Raw genomic sequence first — 20,264 nt, forward strand, 5'->3', positions numbered from 1 at the left:
CGGTCGACGCGCTCAGGGGACGGGCGACCGAGGCCGGCGCGCTCCGTGACGACGTCGAGCCACTGGACCTCCTGCTCACCGGCTCGCGCGCCCAGCGGCCGGGTCAACCGCGCTCGTCGCGGTCCGCGACTGCCCACGCGGTACGAGCGCGACAAGCAGCGCCCCGGCGAGCGCCGGCGCGGCGAACCCGTAGAACAACCACGCCGTCGGCAACTCCGCCGACAGCAGCGCACCACCGTAGAGCGGGCCGAGGATCGCACCCAGCCTGCCCACCGACAACGCCGCCCCGATCGCGGTCGCCCGGACCCGCACCGGGTACCGGCTCGCCACGAACACGTTGAGGAGGATCTGCGTTCCCACCGTCCCGATGCCGGCGAGCACCACCGCGACGTAGAGCAGCACCAGCGGAAGCCCCGTGCTGAGCACGACGATGCCCACGACGGCGAGCAGGAAGGCCACGACCAGCACCGGTTTCGGCCCGGTCCGATCGGCGAGCCAGGCCAGCAGGGGCGATCCGACGGCGGTACCCAGGTTGAGCACGAGCAGGAAGGTCAGGGCGGAACCGGTCTCGTAACCGACCGAACGCATCAGCTGCGGCAGCCAGGTGTAGATCCCGAACAGCACCAGGAGGGACGCGAAAGCAACCAGACAGAACAGCGCCGTCGTCACGGCGTAGCGCCGGGAGAACACCGTTGTCAGCCGGCCGCGGCCACCGTCGTCGTCCGGTTCGGACGATGCCGCCGCCGCGAGCGCGGGGTCCAGCCGCAACCGGGCGATCCACCGCCGCGCCTGCGATTCCCTGCCCACGGCCCGGAGGTAGACCAGTGACTCGGGAAGCCATCGCAGCGCGGCGGGCAGCACGAGCAACGCGGCGAGCCCGCCGACCAGGAACTCGGCCCGAAACCCCGCGACGGGAACGACCGTCGCCGCCACCACGGCGGCCAGCGCGCCGCCGATGCTCACGCCGGCGAACGACAGGGCCACATTGAGACTGCGCCGGTGCGGTGCCGAGAACTCGAAAACCAGCGCCGCCACGGACGGAAGCACACCACCGACGCCAAGGCCCACAAGTACGCGTCCTACCGCGAACACCGCGACACCCGGGGAGAGCCCGGAGGCCAGCATCGCCGTGGAGAACAACGCGACACTGGCGAGGATCAGGTTGCGGCGCCCGATGCGATCGGTCAGCACACCCGCACCGATCGCGCCGACGAGCATGCCGACGGGGGTCAGGCTGCCGAGCAGACTCGCCTGGGCGACGGTGACGTGCCATGACGGATCGGCGAGCAAGTACGGCAACGCCGCCCCATAGGAGACGACGTCGTAGCCCTCCAGCGTCAGGCAGGCGAGGCCGAGCAGGACGACGCCGATCGGCGTTCGCCCGGAGGGTGTCGGGGAAGGCGACCGTAATGAGGACATGGCGACGCTGCCTTTCGGGTGTCCGGTGGTGGGCGGGGTTCACGCCGCACCGGCGCGCGCCGGTGCGGCAGGGGTTCGTCGAGGAGGCGAGCTCGTTGTCGGCTGGCTCGCCGTCGCTGAGGGGACCGCCGAAGCGCAGGCCGCGCGCGGTGGTCGTGCTGAGGTCCTGAGCACCGAGTGCCGCGATCACCCGGCGCGAGCCGGCGCCCGGATCGAGCGACAGGTTCACGGTCCGGGGATCGGCGCCGATGCGGGCCACCCGGTCACGCCGGGCCGCCCGGTACCGCACTCCCGGCTCGCCGGAGCAACGGGACGAACGGGGGGTGGGTGACATCCTGGCGCATCAGGCTCGCGCGGTACGAGCGCCGGGAACGGTGGACGGCGCACCACGAACCGGCACACCGTCCACAGTGGTCAGATCGTGCACGGAGGTGACCGTCTCCGCATGCCCCCGGCCGATCCGGCCGAGACCGCCGGGTCCTGCGAGGCAGGCGCGGGCACGGTGGCGTTCTCCGGGACGTCGAGTACGTGCAGCGTGGTCATGCGTAGCTGCCGTGCGGCTGCGCGGCCTCCCACGCGGCGGCACGTTCGACGATCAGTTCCGCCTTGCGCGCCAACAGCTTCGCGAACGTCGGCTCGGCACCCGCGACCACGTCGAGCAGCGCGTCGATGGTCACGATGGCGTCGAGGTCCTCCCGCGGGGTGACCGGCCGCATGGCCCGCGTCAGCTCGGCCATGCGGCCGTTCGGGTCATGGGTGTCGATCGACTCGATGGTCTCGTGCTGCACCTGCATTTCCACCGGCCACTGACTGCTGGAGAAGAACGCGATCCGGTCGTCGTTGCCGATGTCGAAGAAGAAGTGGAGGAAATCCGGGTGATCCTCAGGCCCCCACCCGGCCGCGCAGATGGAATGCACCACCGGAGACCCGAGGACGTCGCGGTAGAAGCGCACGGTCGCCGCGGGGTCGAAGGACGGAAATGCGGCGTGATCGACACCCTGCACCCGGTGATCGAGCTCAGTCATCAGGAACCTCCCGCGATGGGACGACTCGGCTTCCGAACCTCGACGCTAGCCACGTTCAACTTCTTCGTCAATAGTTCTACACATACGACAGCACGGTGGAGCCGGCGCACGACAACGGCCCTGGACCGTGGGTCCAGGGCCGTTGTGCGTCCGCGCTCAGCCGCCGATGATCCGTTCCAGGAACTCGAGATCCTCGCGCAGCAACGCGATCGCCGCTGTCGGCCCCGCCTCCTCCGGGACGCGGTGCCCCTGACGGGCCACCGCGGCGACGGCCATGTCGGCGAGCTGCTCCGCGACGGACTCGGGGGTCTGCCGGGCGTCCGCGTGGAACCACCAGGCGACCCAGTTGAACATGCCGATCACGCCGAGCGCGGCGACCCGCGCGTCGAGGGGCCGGAACTGCCCCGAGCGTATGCCTTCGTCGACGACCTTCGTCAGCTCGTCGAGCACGGCCCGCCTACCGCGCTCGTGGGCACGCGAGAGCTCAGCAGGCAGTTCGGCCTCGGAACGGATGATCAACCGGAACCGCGCGGGGTGGCTCGTCTGGCGGGCCACGAGCGCACGGGCGATGGCCCTGAGCTTGCCCTTGGCGTCGAGATCGCCTCGCGCGTTGATGTCCCGCAGCTGCGCGGCCGGGGCCGCGGTGATCTCCGTGACCAGCTTGGCCAGCAGCTCGTCCTTGCTCTTGACGTAGTAGTACAGCGCGGGCCGGGTCAGGCCGACCGCCTCGGCGATGTCCTGCAGGTTCGTACCGGCGAAGCCCCGTTCGGCGAACAGCTGCGTCGCATGTTCGTAGATCTCGTTCTCCACCAGCTCCCGGCGGGTGGACGCGCGGGCGTTGCCACCCGAGGCCTGGTCGCCGGAACGCCGCCGGCGGCTGCTGCGCGGCGGGGTGTCATCCGTGGCGCCCTTGCGGGACGATGCGGAGCTCATGGCCGCCGATCGTAATGTGCGACGACTCCGGTGCGGCAGGCGCGACACCACCAGGGACACGAACGGTTCATCCCGGCTTCCTCGCGGCGGCCGCACGCGTGCGGCGTCCGCCCGCCGGGCCGGAACGGCGCGCAACGCCCCGACGAGCGCATCCGGCCGGCGTGGAAGGAGAACTCCGCTGCGGGGTGCCGCGCGAGCAATGCGGGCAGCTCGGTCTCGACGGTGGCGTTCGAACCGGGAACGACCAGCGCGATCCGGTTGTGGCTCACCCGGCCTCCTCGTGGTGCTCGGCGTGGAGCTTCGCGGCGACGTCCGAGCGCAACTGTTTCTTGTTGATCTTTCCCACCAGTGTCGTCGGGAGTTCGTCGAGCCATTCCAGGCGTTCGGGCCACTTGAACTTCGCGACGCCGAGCCGGATGAGGTGCTGCCGCACGTCGTCCAGCGTCATCCGCTCGCCGTCGGCGACAAGGTAGGCACAGGTGCGCTCGCCGAGTCTGCCGTCGGGCATGGCGACGACCGCCGCGGCCGCGATCGCGGGGTGTTTCAGCAGCAGAAGCTCGACCTCTTCGGCGTTGATCTTCTCGCCGCCGCGGTTGATCACATCCTTGATCCGCCCCTCGATGGACAGGTAACGCCCGCCCTCGATGAGCGTGATGCTGGCGAGATCACCCGTGCGGTACAGCCCGTCCGCGGTGAACGCCGTGGCGTTGTGGTCGGCGGCGTCGAAGTAGCCGCGCAGCGTGTAGGGACCAGTGCAGCACAACTCGCCGACGGAGCCGTCGGGCAGTTCCCGTTCCGTGCCCGGCTCCAGGATCCGGACCTCGTCCAACGGCGACAGCGCGGTGCCCACCGTGCTGAGGCGTGCCTCGCGGGGTGTGCCGGGCCGGGTCACGGCGAAGAGCCCCTCGCCCATACCGAACAGCTGTCCCGACCACAGGCCGAGGTCCTCGAGCTTCTGGAACAGCGACGGCGGCACCTTCGCCCCCGAGAGCACGACGGTGCGCAACGACGACGCCAGCGTGGCGAAGGCCGGCTCCTCGACGGCCCGGTAGTGGCCGTGGCCGAGCAGGATGTCGGTGACCTTCTCCTCGGCCAGCAGCGGCAGCGCCTCGGTGAGATCGGGATTGGTCAGCACCAGTGCCCCGCCGACGCTGTGCGGACCGTGGACACCACAGACGACGCCCGCGTTGTGGATGATCGGAACGAGATGCGCGTTGCGGGTCGTGTGATCCCAGCCCCACGCGCGGGCGTAGGCGACAGCGTTGTACCAGTACTCGGCGTGCAGCCGCGGGATGATCTTCGGGACTCCGGTGGTGCCGCCGGAGAGCTGGAACACCGCGATGGCGTCGGGGTCGATGTCACGCTGGATCCGCTCCACCGTCTCGCGTGCCAGAGCGGGATCGACACCGTCGCCGAGGTCGTCGATCCGGGGAGCCTCCGCCGAACCCTCGCCACCGAGTACCAGCACCTGCCGCAGGCTCGGATGCCCCCGGGCCTGGTCGTGTGCGAACCCGACGAGGTCGAATTTGGTACCGGCGTCGACCAGATGCGCCACCGCCTGGGCCCTGCGACTGATCCCGCCGATCTCGTGGGCGCGATGGGAGGCCAACGTGCACACCGGGACGAGCCCGGCCTTGAGCACGCCGTACCACGCGAGCACGCTCTCGAGCCGGTTGGTGATCTGGAACAGCACCGGATCGCCAGCGACGAGGCCGAGCCCGGCCAAGCCCGCGGCGATCTGGTCGCTGCGCACGTCGAGCTCGCGATAGGTCAGCCTGCCCTCGGCGGTGACGACGGCGTCCCGCTGCGGATGTTGCTCGGCGACGGCGTGGAACTCCTGCGCGATGGTGCGCCTGCCCCACATCCCGGCCGCCCGGTAGCGGGCGGCGTCCTCCGGCGCGTACGGCACGGCATGCCGTGCCCGGTCGATCGTCGTCATGCGGTCAGCTCCTCGTCGTAGGCGATTCGATCGGTGCGGCCCGGTTGCCGATCAGCCGGTGCCCCTGGTGGAGTCCGCTGCCCTGCTCGGTGACTTCGCGGCACGGGTCGGCGAGTTCGAGCAGCCGGGCGGCGCAGAGGCTGCCCGGCCCGCCTCCCAGCACGGCGATGCGGACGACGCTCATCGGGTGGTGCCTGCCAGGTCCAGTCGCCCCGGCTCCGCGATGTGGCCGGGATGCCCCGCGGGCACGACCGCCGGGTGCACCGGCGCGCCGGCGCCATCCGCTCGTCCTCACCCATGAAGTAGGCCATGGCTCCCTCTCCGCACCGGGAACTCCGCGCTGCCTGACATGCCCCGCGCCGCGGTTTAACGATCATGTTTATTGTTCGACACCTAAGACGAGGAGTCAACCCATGGGCCGCGACACCCCGGGTTTGCATACCGGAAAGCCTTTCCGTATATTAGCGGAAGAGCTTTCCGCTTATTCGGCGCGTCGCGACAGGGCGGCGCGCGTCCCGCGCATCCTCCACCTCGGGAGCACCCATGCAGTACCGGAACCTCGGTCGGACCGGGATCAAGGTCAGCCCCTACGGGCTCGGCGCGCTCATGTTCGCCACGCAGATGGGCAATGATCCGCAGGACTCGATCCGGATCATCCACCGGGCACTGGACGCCGGTATCAACCTCGTCGACACCGCCGACGTGTACGCGGACTCGGAGGAGGTCGTCGCCAAGGCACTGGCCGGACGCCGCGACAACGTCGTGCTGACCACGAAGTTCGGGCTTCCCGATCGCGGCGGCGTCGACGGGCCGAACCAGCAGGGCGCGTCCCGGCGGTGGATCATGACAGCGGTCGAGAACTCGCTCCGCCGCCTCGGCACCGACTACATCGACGTGTACCAGCTCCAGCGGCCCGACCCGGACACCGATGTCGAGGAGACGTTGTCAGCGCTGACCGACCTGGTTCGCGCCGGCAAGATCCGCGCGTTCGGCACATCGACCATGCCCGCCTCCGACCTCGTCGAGGCACACGCGGTGGCCGAACAGCGTGGCCTGCAACGGTTCCGCACCGAACAGCCGCCGTACTCGATCCTCACTCGCGGCATCGAGCGCGAGGTGCTGCCCGTCGCCCAGCGCTATGGCATGGGCGTGCTCGTCTGGGGACCGCTCGCCCAGGGCATGCTCACCGGGCGGGTCCGCCGTGGTCAGGACACCGACGTCATCCGCGCACGGTTCCTCACCAGGGCTTTCGGCGACGAGCAGCGCCTCGACGCCGTCGAGAACCTGATCACCCTCGCCGACGAAGCCGGACTTTCGATGCCTCACCTCGCGATGGCCTTCGCCATCTCGCATCCGGGGGTGACCAGCGCACTGCTCGGCCCCCGCACCATGCAGCACCTCGACGATCTGCTCGCAGGCTTGGAGACCACGCTGCCGGACGACGTCCTCGACCGCATCGACGAGATCGTCCCGCCCGGCACCGATATCGGTGTGCTCGACCAGGCATACCTGCCTCCGGCCATCACGACGACCGCACTGCGCCGACGCCCGCCGGCCGAACGCTCCGCCGTCTGATGCAGACACACCCGGCCGTGTCGTGCCGGGCACGTCAGGACACCTCGGCAGTCGCGTCGGGACCACGCAAGCCGGCCAGGAACACCGAGACCGCGCGCCGGTTGAACTCCTCGTCGGCATCCGGCACGCGTTGGCAGAGCAGCGCGACAGCGTAAAGCAGCTCGCGGGCGGTGAGCTCAGCGCGGAGCTCACCTGCCGCGCGCGCGTCCGCGAGCAGACCGGCGACGCATGGCTCGAGCCGGTCCGTCACGTGGTCGCGGATCCCCGCGACGGCCTCGTCTTCGGACCGCAGCGCCTCCGCCATCCCCCGTTTGGTCGCGACGAGATCCACATATCCCTGCACCCAGAGCCGCAGCGCGTCACCCGGGCCGCGGGAGGACGAACGCAACCGCGAAGCCTCGTCCGCGCACGCCTCGATCTCCTGCTGCAGCACGGCCAGCACCAGGTCGGACCGGCGCGGGAAATGACGGTACAACGTTCCGACCCCGAGTCCGGCGGCGTCGGTGATGTCCTTCGCCGGAGCATCCACTCCCGACGTGACGAGTACCGACCTGGCCGCGGTCAGCAGGGCGTTGAGATTCCGCTCCGCATCCGCCCTCCGGCGCCGGACGCTCCCGCTTCCCACCACACGCACCCCTCTCACAGGTCGATCGCACGAACCCAGGGCCACCGTTCAACGGCGACACCGCACGCAGCTCGCTTGTCCCACTATAACGGAAAGGCATTCCGATTCTGCTGCCGCGGACAGGAAGGTGCCGGGGGTGGAGTCGACGGCTGGAGAGGCTGCTGTCCTGGTCGCGGCCGACGCCGTCGGCCGCGGCGCCGCGCTCGTGTCCCCTCCAGGAGATCGCGCTCGACCACGTCCTCGCCGAGCCCGCTGAACGGCCGAGGTCACGGCGATCCGGCGACCCCGGCCGAGCACGGACCGATCAGATGACGCCGCCGCGGATCTCCTCGTACAGCCGGGTGGGGTCCTCGGCCAGCGACTTCTTCACGTGCACGCTCCAGTCGTCGGCGAGCACCTCGGCGGCGCCCGCCTCGATCCCGTCGAGACCGGCACCGGCGACCTCGGCCGGGTCACCCTTCGGCCCGTCGTAACCGGCGCTGAAGTCGGTGTCGACGGCCCCCAGGTGCAGTGCGGTCACCAGTGTGCCCGCGCCGGCGAGCTCCGTGCGCACGCCGTTGGTCAGCGCCCACTGCGCGGCCTTCGCGGCGTGGTAGCCGTTCGTGCCCGGGTAGGGGTGCCAGGACTGCGCGGACAGCACGTTGAGGATCGCCCCGCCACCGCCCGCCGCGAGCACCGGCGCGAACGCGCGCACCACGGCGAGCGTGCCCCAGTAGTTCGTCTCCATCTCCGCGCGGATCTCCGCGAGGTCGGAGGTGACGAGGTCGGTGAACCTGCTGATGCCGGCGTTGTTCACCACCAGCGTCACGTCACCCGCGGTCGCGGCCGCCTCCCGGACCGCATCGTCGTCGGTGACATCGAGTCGCAACGGGACGGCGCCGGGCACGTCGACGCTCTCGGGGTGCCGGGCCGTCGCGTACACCCTGGCGGCGCCGCGTGCCAGCAGCTGCCGTACGAAGTGCCTGCCCAGCCCCCGGTTCGCTCCGGTGACGAGCGCCACCGCACCCTCGATCGGGCGGCCGGAGGTCGGGACAGGCGGGTTCACATCGGTGTTCGGAGTGCTCATATCGCCTACGCTAAAACCTACCGTTGACGTGAGATGCAAGTCCCGCGCTCCAGTTCGACGAGAACCCGGCGAGAAACGAGGCCCTGTGCGCATCGGCGAGATCGCGCGGCGCTCCGGCGTGAGTGTCCGCGCACTGCGCTACTACGAGGAGCAGGAACTGATCGTGCCCGGCCGCGGACCCGGTGGACAACGCGAGTACACCGAAGACGCCATCCACCGGGTGCGTGTCATCCAGCAGCTCTACGCCGCCGGCCTGCCCAGCCGCCGCATCGCCGAGCTGCTCCCCTGCCTCGACACCGACACCACAACCGACCACCAGCGCGCCATGCTCCACGCCGAGCGCGACCGCATCAGCGCGAAGATCGAGCAGCTCACCGCCGCGCTCGGCAGGCTCGACGCCGTCATCAAGGCAGCCGACGAGCGCCGAACCGCAGCACACCCGACCGCGGGGCCGAGGGCCGCCGAGCACGGCGGTGCCCGGTCAGACGGCGGGACCCAGTAGCTTGTCGAGCTTGATCGCCAGCTCGAGCTTGCCCTTGACCTTCACCTTGCCGGTCATGAAAAGGCGGCGAGCACTGGCACGTCCCTCCACGATGGACAGAAACCGCTCTTCGTCGGTGACGACCTTCGCGTCGTAGCCGCCGGCCTCGCCCGCGATCACGGAGGACCCACCGGCGGAGATGGTGACCGTCCAGGTTCCGGCGCCGGCGATCTCGAAGCAGACGACGCCGGTGGTGCCACCGATCCGTTCGGCGGTGACCTCCTCGTCCACCACGGCGAAGAAGTCCCGCGCCGTGGTGAACCTGGCCTCGCCCTTGCCGCTCGTGCTCTGGCCGCTCATGCCTTCGTCTCCACGTGCCTGCCGATCTCCCAGCCGCCCTTTTCCACGAGGTGCTGCTCGGCGTACTCGCGGGGAGCGTCCTCCAGCGTCGTGGCCATCGTGTCGTTCCACCGGTTCATGTGGCCGAAGAAGGCGATGACCGCAACGATCTCGATGCACTGCTCCTCGGTGAAATGTTTGCGCAGCTCGGCGAACTCGGCGTCGGTCACCTGATTCGGGTTCATCCCGCTGTGCCAGGCCACCCGCAACGCGGCCCGCTCCGCGTCCGAGAACAGCGGCGAGGTCTCGAACTCGTAGGCAGCCTCGATCTTCGCGTCGTCCACCTCGAAGACCTTCGCGTGATTGGCCGTGTGCGCCTGGCAGTAGCGGCACCCCTGCGCCGCCGAGGCGAGCATCGCGATCAGTTGCTTGAGGCCGCCGTCGACCTCGTCGGGCCGGAGCACCACGAACGACCATTCCATGAATGCCTCGTACAGCTCCGGCTTCCTGGCCATCGTCAGCAGTGAGTTCGGCAGGACACCCATGAACTCGGTCGTGGCCTCGAACAGCTCCTCGTACTGCGGCAGCATCTCCCGTGGCATCGGGTCGATACGTCCCATGTCGGCTCCTCTCGTGATTTCGCAAGTGTTGCACTGCTACTGCATAAACCGCAAGAGGGATAATCGGACGATGAGCCGTGCCGCATCGATATCCGCCGCCCAGCGCCGGGAGGCGGTGGCGCGCGCTTTCGGCCCCGATGGTGAGGGCGCGGCACGCGTCGCACGCGAGCTCGGGGTGGCACCCTCGACCCTCTACCGGTGGGCCCAGAAGGGCGACGACCAGCAAGACAGCTCCGAACGGCTGATCGCCGCATGCCAGCAGCTCGCCCACTCGGCCGGCTACGACGAGCTGACGATCGAGCGCGTGGCGAGCGCGGCGGGGGTCGCCGTGCGAACGGCGTTCAACTGCTTCCCGACGAAGAAGAGCCTCTTCGCCGCAGCCGTCCACGACGCCGGCATGCGGATGGTCGCGGCGATGTCACGCGAGGTCTCCCCGTCACACGACCCGCTCGACGATCTCCGGCGCCTGCTCGTAGCCGGACTCCGCGCCGCCAGACAGCAGCCATCGGCGTACCTGTTGTTCGCCGACCTCGGCGTACCGCCGGGCGACGATCAGGCACCACCATGGCACGAGGCGATGGTGGGCTCGTGCGAGGCGCTCATCACCGCGGCCGTGGCAGCAGGCGCGCTGCCCCGCACGGAGGATCCCACCGTCCAGGCACGCATGCTCGTGGCGGCGGCACGGGCGCTCAACGCCATGGTCGTCACCGGAACGCCGTGGGAGACGGTCGAGCCGCTGATGGCGCGACTGCCGCTACTGCTCTCGCCGCCGGAAACCTGACTCTCACTCGTGTCCACGACCACGACGCCGGCCGTCGAGCCGTCACCGGACCTGCGACGGTTCGCCGGAAGCAAGCGGGCTCACCGCAAGCGCCCACCGCGACGAGGAGTCGCGATCGACGCACCGCGGCGCCTCGTCTCTGAGGGTGACTCGCCGAAGCGGAGCCGGTACTGGCGCGCGAACCGGCCGAGGTGTCCGATGCCCCAGCGGTAGGCGATCTCGCCGACCGTGTCGTCACTGCGTGCGAGCTCGTCGCGGATCCGGTCGAGTCGCTCGTTGCGGACGTAGGCCATCGGTGAGACACCGACATGATGCTGGAAGCAGGTGCCGACGGTGCGCGCACTGCAGTCCGCCGCTCGCGCGATGTCCCCTAACGTGATCGGCTCGGCGAGATGCTCCTGGATGTAGGCCATCGCCTTGCGAAGCGTGCGCGGCCGGGGCGGGGAACCACCCTGCGTGAGTTCACCGCTGAAGGTGTTCGGCTGCGCGAGCAGCAGGGCCGTGACGATCGAGCGCAATTGTCCACGCTGGACTTCGACGTGCTGGAAGACCGGGTCCCCGGAGTCCAGCTGGTCGAGCAACGAGCCGACGAGCATGGCGACCGCCCTGCCACCGGCATCGCGGAGATCGAGCGCGAGGTCGAAGCCGACGGGCGCGTCGACGTCGTGGCCGAGCAACGCGGCGAGTTCGGAATGCACGAACGACGGGCTCAGCCGCAGCGCCAACGCCGCGGCGCTGGGGCCCTCCGGCTGGAACTCCTGGCCGTCGCCGGGGCCGAACAGGGCCCCGGTGCCGGTCCGCAGCACGGTCGCCTCGCCACGGCGGCGTGTGTACATCCGTCCGGTGACACCGATGTTGAGAAAGTACGCGCCGGGCGCCGTGCGGACACCGGCCTCGGACTCGATGTAGCCGACGGAGAAGTCGCGATGCTCGACGCCACGGACTTCGTGCACGCCGCCGCGCCACGCCCCGACGGACGAGAGCTCGACATGGAAGAGCCGCGCGGCGCAAGCGAGCAGCTCGGCCGCGTCCGAGGTCCGGGTTCGCGTGAACTCGCGGAGCGCACCGGCGCGGATGACGGTTTCCATCTCGACGTCGACTGTGCCACCACCGGCCGGTTCTCTCAACGGGTTGCGTGATCCGGACAACCCGGTTCCGATCTCGGACACGCATGGCTCGCGGGGTCTTCCAGCATGGGAGACGCCTCGAACACCGAAGGAGTCCCGCGGATGGTCGCCCTGAGCAGGCGTGCCACGCCGCGAGGGCCGAGGTCATCTGATCCCGTTCCGCCGCGGAGCCATCCGTTCGGCTACCCCTGCGCCTCCGGTGGCAGCTCCGTGGGCGACCAGTCCGGCAGGGCCTTGCGGGCGCTGGCACGGGCCGATCGGCGTGGCATGCCGAAGGCGCGCAGGAGCTGTTCGGCGAACTCCTCGGGCGCGTCGTCATCGAGCAACCCGGGACGTTCGAGTCGCATGTGGACGATACCGAGCAACGAGCCACCCGTCGTGGCCAGCGCCAGATGCGGGTTGGTGAGCTGGAACTGGCCGCTGTCGATCGCACGCCGGATGTCGCGCAGGGCCCGTGGCGCGAGGCCGCGGTCGGAGTCGAGATAACGCAGGCCGGTGCGGACGAGGATCCTCGCGATCTGCGGGTGACTGTCCGCCAGCCGAGCGGTCGCCCGCAGGCTGGCCGCGAAGACCGCGGCCGGATCGTCGAGGTGTGCCGTCTGGACGTCGAGCAGCTGGCCGTGTTCTTCCAGCGTGTCCTCGATCGCCGCGCGCAGCAGCTCGTCCTTGCTCGGGAAATGGTTGTAGAAGGACCCGAAGCCCACCTCGGCGGCCTCGGTGATGTCCTGGATGCTCATGTCCAGGTTTCCCTGCCGGGCAACGAACTCGCGCGCGGCATCGATCAACGCCTGACGCGTGCGCGCCTTACGCCGATCCCGGCGTGTCGGCGCGACCGACGTCTCCCCCGCCACGGACTCCGGCTGACTCACGCTGTCATGGTAGCCGATGCCAAAGTTGATGACGTCATCAGTTTTCACCGGCCTTTGCGATCACCTCCGAGTTGTGCCATCGTAGTTGATGAATTCATCAGTTACAGAGACGGCGGGAGGTGGCGATGGCCGATCACGCTCATGCCGAGCTGCACAGTGAGCAGGGCGCGCTGCGTCACGAGCACAGTGGTCGCAGCATCGACCCGGTGATCAAGGTGACCGATCTGGCCTGGCTCGAGTTCGAGAAGCCCGACCTCGCCCGAGCCGAGGCGTTCGCCACGGACTTCGGGTTCCAGGTGGCTTCCCGCGATGCGGACACACTTCGCCTGCGGGGAACCTTCGCGGGCCCACCATGCCTGGTGATCCGGCGCGGCCCGATGTCCCGCTTCGTCGGGCCCTCGTTCTTCGCGGCCGAACGCGGCGACCTCACCAGGCTCGCCTCCGCCACGGGAGCCGCCGTGCGACGGCTCGACCGCGACGAACCCGGCGAGGTGGTCGCGCTACGCGATCCGAGCGGGTTCGCCGTCCGCGTCGTGCACGGCGTGCCCGAGCTCCCGGCACTGCCGGAACAACGGCCGCTGACCTTGAACACCGGCGCCACGGCACGACGGCGCAACGAGCCGCAGCGACCGCCGCGCGAACCGTCGCGGGTGCAACGACTCGGCCACGTCGTACTGGAGACCACCGTGTTCCGTCGCGCGCTGGACTGGTACCTGGACACGCTCGGGATGATCACCAGCGATTTCCTGTTCCTGCCGGGCCATCGCGACAGGGGCCCGACCATGGCGTTCCTGCGGTGCGACCGCGGCGGCGTCCCCGCCGACCATCACACCGTCGCGATGCACCTGGGACCGTCGGTGCAGTACGTCCACTCCGCATACCAGGTCACCGACCTCGACGCGATCGCGGCGGGCGGGGAGTACCTCGAGGAGCGGGGCTACCACCGCACCTGGGGCATCGGACGGCACATCCAGGGCAGTCAGCTCTTCGACTACTGGCACGACCCCGACCGGCTGATGGTCGAGCACTTCGCCGACGGCGACCTGTTCGACAGCTCCGTCGAACCCGGCTGGGCTCCGATGTCGGCCAGCGGCCTCGCGCAGTGGGGCCCGCCCGTCACCAAGGAGTTCCTCGGCACCCAGCCCTCGCCGAAACTGCTTCGCGAGGTCTTCCACGCCCTCCGCGACGACAACGAGCTCGACCCCGGCCGCCTGCTGGGCCTGATGAAAGCGATGAACTCATGAGCATCAACGTTGTGCGTACCGAGGGCTCCTGGTGGGTCGAGCGGCCGGACGGGACGGCCGTCGAGGTCGCCACGACCGCGACCACGACCCGCGAGCTTCTCGGCGACGTCGCCGCCGTCGAGAAGGCGGCCGAGAGCGGCGGTGCGGGCGTCGCGGTCGGCGAGCTGGCACTGATCTCGCCGGTGACCGCGCCGTGCCGGGTGGCCGCGCAGATGGTCAACTACCGATCGCACGCGCGGGACTCCGGTTTCGATCCGGACACCGTGCAGCCCACGTTCTTCCGCAAGGCCTCCGGCTCGATCACGGGCCCCCACGGCACCATCCGCAAGCCCGCGCACGTCCGGCTGCTCGACTACGAGGTCGAGCTCGGACTCGTGATGGGAGCCGAACTGCCCGTCGGCACCCGGGTCACCGAACCGGAACTGTCCCGCTACATCGCGGGCCTCGTCGTGACCAACGACGTCTCGGCACGCGACGTGCAGCTGAGCAAGGGGCAGTTCTACGAGAGCAAGTCGTACCCGACCTTCACCCCCGTCGGGCCCCGGCTCACACTGCTCGGCGCCGACGAGTTCACCCACCTGCTGAACCTGCGGCTGCGGCTGTCGGTCAACAAGGTGCTGCGCCAGGACCGCACGGTGGCCGACATGATCGTCCGCCCCGCCGAGGCGTTGACCGCGCTCGCGGGCTTCCAGGCCCTCTCCCCCGGCGACCTCGTGCTGACCGGCACCCCGGGTGGGACCGCGCTCACCGCGCCGCCCAAGCTCGTCGAGAAGATCGGCGCGTTGCTGCCGCCCGAGGTCAAGTGGAAGACGTTCTTCGCCCGCCAGGCCAGGAACCCGGCGTACCTCCGGCCGGGCGACGTGGTGGAGGCCGACATCGCCACCCCGGACGGCACACTCGACCTCGGGACGCAACGGTGCACGGTCGCATGAGCGAACAGGTCGTCGTCGTCGGCGCGGGACCGGTGGGGCTGACCTCCGCGATCCTGCTGGCACAGCGGGGAGTGCGCACGGTGATCCTCGAGCGGCACCACGACGTGTACCCGCTGCCCCGCGCCGCGCACCTCGACGACGAGATCATGCGCATCCTGCAACAGGTCGGGATCGTCGAGGAGTTCGCGCGCCGAAGCCGTCCCGGTTCGGGGCTGCGCCTCGTCGACGGGTCGCTGGAGACGATCATCGAGTTTCGCCGTGACCGCGCGCTCGGCAACCACGGCTGGCCCGAGGCCAACTTCCTCGAGCAGCCGGCGCTCGAACGGCTGCTCCGTGAGGCGGCCGCCGGCTACCCGGAGATCGAGCTTCGCTCGGGACAGGCGGTGGAACGGCTCGAGTTCCCGCGCGACGGGGACCGCGGCGTTCGCGCGCTGGTGCGTGACGTGACCACCGGCGAGGCCGGTCACGTGGACGCGCACGTGCTGCTCGGTTGCGACGGCGCGAACAGCCTGACCAGGGAGGCCATCGGCGCCACGATGCGTGACCTGAGGTTCGAGGAGCGCTGGCTGGTCATCGACGTCGACTGCCCGACGCAGCTGGACGTGTGGGACGGCGTCTACCAGATCTGCGATCCGCACCGTGCCGGCACGTTCATGCAGGTCGCCGACACCCGGTACCGGTGGGAGTTCCAGCTGCGGGAGGGCGAGACGCTCGAGCACATCGACTTCGAGTCCCTGCTGTGGCCGTGGACGAAGGGAGCGGCGTTCGAGCTGATCCGCAAGGCGGAATACACCTTCCGCGCCACCGTGGCCGACCGCTGGCGCAAGGGACGCGTCTTCCTGCTCGGCGACGCCGCCCACCTGACGCCGCCGTTCATCGGCCAGGGCATGGGCTCCGGCTTCCGGGACGCGATGAACCTGGCATGGAAGCTGGCGCTGGTTCTCAACGAGGGCGCCGACGAACGCCTCCTCGACACCTACGAGACCGAGCGCAAACCGCACGTCGAGGCGATGATCCGCAACGCCGTCGCGGTGGGCTGGGCGATGACCGGCGGCAACGATCTCACCGCCGCACTGCGGCGGCGCGCGATCACCACGGCGGGCAAGCTGCCCGGTTTCGCCGACCTGGTACTCAAGACGTCGTCGCCGCGCGTGGGCAGGAGCCCGCTCGTCCTCCGCACGCCCGGCGACAGGCTGGCAGGCACGTCGTGCCCGCAGCCCTGGCTCACTACGCCCTCGGGACGCCGGCGGCTCGACGATGTGCTCGGCGGCTCGTTCGGTGTCGTGCACACCGGCGAGCTGGACGCCGACGCCGCACTGGCCGCGAAGCGGCTCGACGCCGTCGTCATCGACGCCCGCGCCAGCACCGAGCTCGTGAACTGGCTCGGTGACGCCACCGCCGCCGTGATCCGTCCCGACCGTGTCGTGCTCACGACCTATCCGCGGCGGCGCGCCACCGGCTGGCTCACCTTGCTGCCATCCCACCGAACGCACCCTGCGAAGGAGCATTGCGATGACCCTGTCACGTCAGAGCAGTCCACTGTGGCCCAGTTACGAGGGGCCGGACGATCTCACCGCGGTTGAGGCGGTTCCGCTCGCCGAGCGCGGACTGCCCGTCAGCACCTACGAGCTGCTGGTACGCACGGAGTCACTCTCGCCGGAGCGCCCGGCGCTGACCGTGCTGGCCTCCGCGGAGCAGTGGGAGTCGCCGCAACACTGGACGTATGCGGAGTTGGCGGCCACCGTTCGCCGCTATGCCAACGCGTTCACCGATCACGGCATCCGCCGCGGCGATCCGGTCGCGGTGCTCTCCCCCAACACCGCCACGCTGCCGGCGGTGTTGCTCGGGGCGGAGGCGGCCGGGATCGTCAGCCCGCTCAATCCCGCGTTGGACGAAGGTGTGCTGGAGTCGCTGCTCCGCCTCTCGCGCGCGAAGATCCTCGTCGCGGCCGGACCGGAGCTCGATCCGGAGGTGTGGCACAGGGCGCTGGCACTGGCGTCGAGACTGGAACTGACGGCGGTGTTCGCGCTGCGGCCGACGGCGGCGCAGGGCGAGCCGCCCGCGCTGGCGGACGCCGGGAACACCACGGTCCGGTACCTCGACGAAGTCGCCGCACGGCAGCCGTCCGGCACCCTGCTCGCCGCACCGCCGGCGGGCACGGACATCGCGGCCTACTTTCACACCGGTGGCACCACGGGCGCGCCCAAGCTCGCCGCCCACACGCATACCAACCAGGTGGTGATGGCATGGTCGCTGGCCGCCCACGGCATGCCGGAGGACGACCTGACGATCTTCGCCGCGCTGCCGCTCTTCCACGTCAACGCCCTGCAGGTCACGATGCTCGCGCCCGTCTTCCGGGGCAGGCACGTCGTGTGGGCGGGTCCGCTCGGCTACCGGGACCCCCAGCTCTACGGCGTTTTCTGGCGTATCGTCGAGCGCTACCGCGTGGCCAGTCTCTCGGCGGTGCCGATGGTGTACGCGGTGCTGGCGCAGGTGCCCGTCGACGCCGACATCTCGACGCTGCGCTTCGGCGCGGTCGGCGCCGCTCCGCTGCCGGAGGCGACGCGAACGGCCTTCGAGACCAACGTCGGCGTTCCGCTGATCGAGGGCTACGGCCTGACCGAGGCGACGTGCGCGAGCACGCGTAACCATCCCGGGGCTCCCCGGCATGGCTCGGTCGGCCAACGCCTGCCGTACCAGCGCATCAAGGCCGTCGAGATCGACCAGGAGACCGGCGCGGTCCGTGACCTGCCGACCGGGACCACGGGCGTGCTGGCGATCTCCGGACCGACGGTGTTCGCCGGCTACGTCCGGCCCGACGGCGGACTGGACGACGGCGGCAAGGTCGTCGACGGGTGGCTCGACACCGGCGACCGTGGCTACGTCACCGCCGACGGTTACGTCTACCTCCGGGGCCGGGAGAAGGACCTGATCATCAGGGGCGGCCACAACATCGATCCCCGGGGGATCGAGGACGCGCTGCTGGCACATCCCGCCGTGCGGGACGCCGCGGCCGTCGGACGCCCGGACCGGCGCTCCGGTGAGGTACCGATCGCCTTCGTCACGCTGTCGCACGAGGTCTCCGTCGACGAGCTCCGCGAGTGGGCGGCCGCCAGGGCGCCGGAGGCCGCCGCCGCGCCCAAGGAGATCATCGTGCTGGACGAGTTGCCCATGACCTCCGTGGGCAAGCAGTACAAGCCGGCGCTGCGGCTGGAGGCCCTTCGCCGCGTCGTGGCCGACGAGCTGGCGGCACTGGACCTGCCGGAGACGGGCGTGGAGGTCGTGGCGGAGCAGGGGACACCGACGGTACGGGTGCCCAGGCCCGCGGCGGCCGCGACGGCCCGCGCGCTGGCGGATGCCCTGGGACACTACGAGTTCAGCTGGTCCTTCACCGACACCCGGTACTGAAGCCGTGGACGCGTGAAGCCCCGTGCCCCCGATCACGGGTGGGCGGCACGGGGCTTCGCCGAGCGGTCAGGCGCCGACACCAAGCTGGTCCAGGTCCATGCCCACGACGAGCCGTCCGGAGTAGCCTCGCTGCGCCTGTTCCCAGCGCTGCACCGGGCCGGTCGCCGGAACGAGGTGGTTGAGCACGAGCGTCGGCACGCCCGCGCGCTCGGCGATCGGGCCGACGTCCTCGATGAGCGTGTGCTTGCCGACGAGGTGCCGGTAGATCGCCTCGTCGACCGGTCCGCGCGGTGACGGGAAGTCCGCGGCGACCCAGTCGCCATCGATCACCTCGTGCACGAGGATGTCGGCACCGCAGGCGAGCTCGACGAGATTGTCGCTCGGCCCGGTGTCGCCGGAGAAGACGATCGAGCCGTCGTCGGTGTCGAACCGGAACGCCAGCGCGGGAAAGATCGGCGCATGCTGCACGAGCGTCGCCGAGACGCGGACGCGGTCGTCCTCGTAGAACGGCACGGGGCTCATCCGCGGATGGGGATCGCCGTTGGGATCGGCGAGATAGCGTTGCGGGATCGGCACATCCCTGCCGGTGATGAAGCCGTCGGTGCCCTCGATGCCCTGCTCGAACAGGCGGTCGTTGTAATCGGTCGCGAACGTCCGCAGCAGCGACTCGACCATCTCGCTCGTGCCGGGCGTCGGACTGTCCGGCGCCACCGCGCTCGGGGAGCTGCCGGGGCGCGCGGGCGGCAGCTGCCCCCGATCGCCGGGCCCCCACACGGTGACGGGACCGCCGAGCCCGAGCCCGTTCGCCAGTCCGTTGCCGAGCAAGTTGTTCAGATCGCAGACGTGATCGGAATGCAGATGGGTCACGAAGATCGCGCGCAGCCCGTCGAGCGGACCCCACAGCCGCGACTTCCAGTTGCCGAGCCGAGCCCGGCGAAGCTGTGGACCGACGCCCGCGCCCGCGTCGACCACGTAGTAGCGATCGCCGACGACGACGGCCGAGGAGATCCCGCACCGGGTGTCGTCCAGCCACCAGTTCGGACCACCCGCCGTGCCGAGCAGAACGAGCCGCGTGCGCGCGTCGGAGACGAGCGGGGCACGCGAGGCGCTGATAGTCATGATGTCGGTTCGTCCTTTCCGGATTCGGCTCTGGCTTCGCCTGCGGCCGGGCCGCGCAGGATGCGCCACGACCAGATGCCCAGCAGGAGAATCGCGGGCGGCCCCAGCACGAACTTGGCGACCCCGAGCGCGACGACGAGGTCCGCGGAGTACAGCGGCAGGCCCACCGCCAGGTGCAGCGCGCACAACGCCGTCCACAGCGCGGTGACCTTCCTGTGCTTCGGCGCATCGCGCGACAGCGCCGCCGAGCGGGCCAGCCGCGCCGAGATCGGTCTCCCGAGCGCCAGCGAGCCGGCCAGCGCGAGTGTCAGGCCGGTGTTGAACAGCAGCCACGGCAGGAAGTAGTCCCTGCCGTCACCGGTGGCCACGACCGTGCCCGCGTGCAGCAGTACGACACCGAACGCCGCGAACACCATCGTGAGCTTCTGCTTGTTCAGCAACCGGACGACGACGAGGACGAGTCCCGCCGCGACCGCGGCGATCACACCCGCCGTCACGCTGACGGTCTCGTACGCGACGAGGAAGGCCACGTTCGGCACCACGGCGTCCGCCACGTGACGGCGCGCTTCGCGACCCGGCGAGCGCGTCGTGTCGGGAACTTCCGGCATTGCGGGCATGAGTGCACGATACTCGCCGGTATCGAATTCTTGCAAGTACTCGATACTCGTCGGTATTCTCAACCCGTGCACCCCGACGCGCTCGCCGGCCTGTCCCTCCACCGTGGAGAGTCCGGCGACCTCGTTGTGCTTCACCAGTTCCCAT

Annotated in this window: 21 protein-coding genes; 7 read left to right on the top strand and 14 right to left on the bottom strand. The window is 70.2% G+C overall.

The genetic code is table 11. The features are described from left to right. Positions 1-75 precede the first annotated feature (75 nt). From HNR02_RS28060 to HNR02_RS28080, 6 genes are all read right to left on the bottom strand, one after another. A complete protein-coding gene (locus tag HNR02_RS28060; RefSeq protein WP_179776563.1) occupies positions 76-1,419 on the bottom strand; it encodes an MFS transporter in 1,344 nt (447 codons plus the stop codon). A 414-nt stretch (positions 1,420-1,833) separates the two neighbouring features. Next, complete coding sequence (locus HNR02_RS36275; RefSeq protein WP_281377435.1) at positions 1,834-1,962, bottom strand: hypothetical protein; 129 nt, start codon at positions 1,960-1,962, stop codon at positions 1,834-1,836. Further along, the gene (locus tag HNR02_RS28065; protein ID WP_179776564.1) at positions 1,959-2,444 is read right to left on the bottom strand and encodes a VOC family protein; all 486 of its coding nucleotides are present in this window, start codon (positions 2,442-2,444) and stop codon (positions 1,959-1,961) included. Before HNR02_RS28065 ends, HNR02_RS36275 begins: the two co-directional genes overlap by 4 nt. A 156-nt stretch (positions 2,445-2,600) precedes the next feature. Then, a complete protein-coding gene (locus HNR02_RS28070) occupies positions 2,601-3,377 on the bottom strand; it encodes a TetR/AcrR family transcriptional regulator (protein ID WP_179776565.1) in 777 nt (258 codons plus the stop codon). 265 nt (positions 3,378-3,642) lie between these two features. Beyond that, complete coding sequence (locus HNR02_RS28075; RefSeq protein ID WP_179776566.1) at positions 3,643-5,316, bottom strand: (2,3-dihydroxybenzoyl)adenylate synthase; 1,674 nt, start codon at positions 5,314-5,316, stop codon at positions 3,643-3,645. Between the two features lie 4 nt (positions 5,317-5,320). Further along, positions 5,321-5,500, bottom strand: a complete 180-nt coding sequence (locus HNR02_RS28080) for a hypothetical protein (RefSeq protein ID WP_179776567.1) — start codon at positions 5,498-5,500, stop codon at positions 5,321-5,323. Between the two features lie 359 nt (positions 5,501-5,859). On the opposite strand from HNR02_RS28080, the gene HNR02_RS28085 reads away from it, so the two are divergent. Then, positions 5,860-6,891, top strand: a complete 1,032-nt coding sequence (locus HNR02_RS28085) for an aldo/keto reductase (protein WP_179776568.1) — start codon at positions 5,860-5,862, stop codon at positions 6,889-6,891. Positions 6,892-6,925: 34 nt separating this feature from the next. On the opposite strand, the gene HNR02_RS28090 is transcribed toward HNR02_RS28085, so the two are convergent. Further along, entirely contained in the window at positions 6,926-7,516 is a 591-nt protein-coding gene (locus tag HNR02_RS28090) for a TetR/AcrR family transcriptional regulator (protein ID WP_218914302.1), read from the bottom strand. A gap of 304 nt (positions 7,517-7,820) precedes the next feature. Then, positions 7,821-8,582 carry an SDR family oxidoreductase gene (locus HNR02_RS28095; protein ID WP_179776570.1) on the bottom strand — a complete coding sequence of 254 codons (762 nt, stop codon included), beginning with the start codon at positions 8,580-8,582 and terminating at the stop codon, positions 7,821-7,823. Positions 8,583-8,667: 85 nt separating this feature from the next. Between HNR02_RS28095 and HNR02_RS36285 the strand changes: the two genes are divergently transcribed. Next, the gene (locus HNR02_RS36285) at positions 8,668-9,084 is read left to right on the top strand and encodes a MerR family transcriptional regulator (RefSeq protein WP_179776571.1); all 417 of its coding nucleotides are present in this window, start codon (positions 8,668-8,670) and stop codon (positions 9,082-9,084) included. Here the strand turns inward: HNR02_RS36285 and HNR02_RS28105 are convergent. Further along, positions 9,064-9,423 carry an SCP2 sterol-binding domain-containing protein gene (locus HNR02_RS28105; RefSeq protein ID WP_179776572.1) on the bottom strand — a complete coding sequence of 120 codons (360 nt, stop codon included), beginning with the start codon at positions 9,421-9,423 and terminating at the stop codon, positions 9,064-9,066. The genes HNR02_RS36285 and HNR02_RS28105 overlap by 21 nt on opposite strands. After that, positions 9,420-10,022 (bottom strand): carboxymuconolactone decarboxylase family protein, encoded by a 603-nt coding sequence (locus HNR02_RS28110; RefSeq protein WP_179776573.1) that lies wholly within the window; start codon positions 10,020-10,022, stop codon positions 9,420-9,422. Before HNR02_RS28110 ends, HNR02_RS28105 begins: the two co-directional genes overlap by 4 nt. A gap of 70 nt (positions 10,023-10,092) precedes the next feature. On the opposite strand from HNR02_RS28110, the gene HNR02_RS28115 reads away from it, so the two are divergent. Then, positions 10,093-10,803, top strand: a complete 711-nt coding sequence (locus HNR02_RS28115) for a TetR family transcriptional regulator (protein ID WP_179776574.1) — start codon at positions 10,093-10,095, stop codon at positions 10,801-10,803. Between the two features lie 80 nt (positions 10,804-10,883). Here the strand turns inward: HNR02_RS28115 and HNR02_RS28120 are convergent, their stop codons facing one another. Then, positions 10,884-11,972 carry an AraC family transcriptional regulator gene (locus HNR02_RS28120; protein WP_312861194.1) on the bottom strand — a complete coding sequence of 363 codons (1,089 nt, stop codon included), beginning with the start codon at positions 11,970-11,972 and terminating at the stop codon, positions 10,884-10,886. A 140-nt stretch (positions 11,973-12,112) separates the two neighbouring features. Beyond that, positions 12,113-12,799 carry a TetR/AcrR family transcriptional regulator gene (locus HNR02_RS28125; protein ID WP_312861195.1) on the bottom strand — a complete coding sequence of 229 codons (687 nt, stop codon included), beginning with the start codon at positions 12,797-12,799 and terminating at the stop codon, positions 12,113-12,115. Positions 12,800-12,924: 125 nt separating this feature from the next. Here HNR02_RS28125 and HNR02_RS28130 point away from each other — a divergent pair, with 125 nt between their 5' ends. The 4 genes from HNR02_RS28130 to HNR02_RS28145 are packed head-to-tail and all read left to right on the top strand — an operon-like array spanning position 12,925 to position 18,383. Beyond that, complete coding sequence (locus HNR02_RS28130) at positions 12,925-14,043, top strand: VOC family protein (RefSeq protein WP_179776575.1); 1,119 nt, start codon at positions 12,925-12,927, stop codon at positions 14,041-14,043. After that, positions 14,040-14,975 carry a fumarylacetoacetate hydrolase family protein gene (locus tag HNR02_RS28135; protein WP_179776576.1) on the top strand — a complete coding sequence of 312 codons (936 nt, stop codon included), beginning with the start codon at positions 14,040-14,042 and terminating at the stop codon, positions 14,973-14,975. Before HNR02_RS28130 ends, HNR02_RS28135 begins: the two co-directional genes overlap by 4 nt. After that, positions 14,972-16,558 (top strand): bifunctional 3-(3-hydroxy-phenyl)propionate/3-hydroxycinnamic acid hydroxylase MhpA, encoded by a 1,587-nt coding sequence (gene mhpA / locus HNR02_RS28140; protein ID WP_179776577.1) that lies wholly within the window; start codon positions 14,972-14,974, stop codon positions 16,556-16,558. The genes HNR02_RS28135 and mhpA overlap by 4 nt, the downstream gene beginning before the upstream one ends. Then, positions 16,488-18,383, top strand: coding sequence for an acyl-CoA synthetase (locus tag HNR02_RS28145; RefSeq protein ID WP_179776578.1), 1,896 nt, complete (start codon positions 16,488-16,490; stop codon positions 18,381-18,383). Before mhpA ends, HNR02_RS28145 begins: the two co-directional genes overlap by 71 nt. Before the next feature lie 66 nt (positions 18,384-18,449). Here HNR02_RS28145 and HNR02_RS28150 read toward each other — a convergent pair whose 3' ends face one another. Together HNR02_RS28150 and HNR02_RS28155 are read right to left on the bottom strand one after the other, a co-directional pair. After that, entirely contained in the window at positions 18,450-19,502 is a 1,053-nt protein-coding gene (locus tag HNR02_RS28150; RefSeq protein WP_179776579.1) for an MBL fold metallo-hydrolase, read from the bottom strand. Further along, on the bottom strand, positions 19,499-20,254 hold the full coding sequence (locus HNR02_RS28155; RefSeq protein WP_179776580.1) for a DUF3159 domain-containing protein: 756 nt from the start codon (positions 20,252-20,254) through the stop codon (positions 19,499-19,501). Before HNR02_RS28155 ends, HNR02_RS28150 begins: the two co-directional genes overlap by 4 nt. Positions 20,255-20,264: the final 10 nt, after the last annotated feature.

The sequence above is a fragment of the Amycolatopsis endophytica genome (assembly GCF_013410405.1).
In the GTDB taxonomy this organism is placed as follows: Bacteria; Actinomycetota; Actinomycetes; order Mycobacteriales; family Pseudonocardiaceae; genus Amycolatopsis_E; species Amycolatopsis_E endophytica.

Excerpts from the sequence above, each read along its gene's own strand:
- HNR02_RS28075 (WP_179776566.1), bottom strand. The coding sequence starts at position 5,316 with ATGACGACGATCGACCGGGCACGGCATGCCGTGCCGTACGCGCCGGAG.
- HNR02_RS28150 (WP_179776579.1), bottom strand. The coding sequence starts at position 19,502 with ATGACTATCAGCGCCTCGCGTGCCCCGCTCGTCTCCGACGCGCGCACG.
- HNR02_RS36275 (WP_281377435.1), bottom strand. The coding sequence starts at position 1,962 with ATGACCACGCTGCACGTACTCGACGTCCCGGAGAACGCCACCGTGCCC.
- HNR02_RS28135 (WP_179776576.1), top strand. The coding sequence starts at position 14,040 with ATGAGCATCAACGTTGTGCGTACCGAGGGCTCCTGGTGGGTCGAGCGG.
- HNR02_RS28110 (WP_179776573.1), bottom strand. The coding sequence starts at position 10,022 with ATGGGACGTATCGACCCGATGCCACGGGAGATGCTGCCGCAGTACGAG.
- HNR02_RS28115 (WP_179776574.1), top strand. The coding sequence starts at position 10,093 with ATGAGCCGTGCCGCATCGATATCCGCCGCCCAGCGCCGGGAGGCGGTG.
- HNR02_RS28060 (WP_179776563.1), bottom strand. The coding sequence starts at position 1,419 with ATGTCCTCATTACGGTCGCCTTCCCCGACACCCTCCGGGCGAACGCCG.
- HNR02_RS28130 (WP_179776575.1), top strand. The coding sequence starts at position 12,925 with ATGGCCGATCACGCTCATGCCGAGCTGCACAGTGAGCAGGGCGCGCTG.
- HNR02_RS28105 (WP_179776572.1), bottom strand. The coding sequence starts at position 9,423 with ATGAGCGGCCAGAGCACGAGCGGCAAGGGCGAGGCCAGGTTCACCACG.
- HNR02_RS28145 (WP_179776578.1), top strand. The coding sequence starts at position 16,488 with ATGACCCTGTCACGTCAGAGCAGTCCACTGTGGCCCAGTTACGAGGGG.
- HNR02_RS28080 (WP_179776567.1), bottom strand. The coding sequence starts at position 5,500 with ATGAGCGTCGTCCGCATCGCCGTGCTGGGAGGCGGGCCGGGCAGCCTC.
- HNR02_RS28070 (WP_179776565.1), bottom strand. The coding sequence starts at position 3,377 with ATGAGCTCCGCATCGTCCCGCAAGGGCGCCACGGATGACACCCCGCCG.
- mhpA (WP_179776577.1), top strand. The coding sequence starts at position 14,972 with ATGAGCGAACAGGTCGTCGTCGTCGGCGCGGGACCGGTGGGGCTGACC.
- HNR02_RS28065 (WP_179776564.1), bottom strand. The coding sequence starts at position 2,444 with ATGACTGAGCTCGATCACCGGGTGCAGGGTGTCGATCACGCCGCATTT.
- HNR02_RS28095 (WP_179776570.1), bottom strand. The coding sequence starts at position 8,582 with ATGAGCACTCCGAACACCGATGTGAACCCGCCTGTCCCGACCTCCGGC.
- HNR02_RS28085 (WP_179776568.1), top strand. The coding sequence starts at position 5,860 with ATGCAGTACCGGAACCTCGGTCGGACCGGGATCAAGGTCAGCCCCTAC.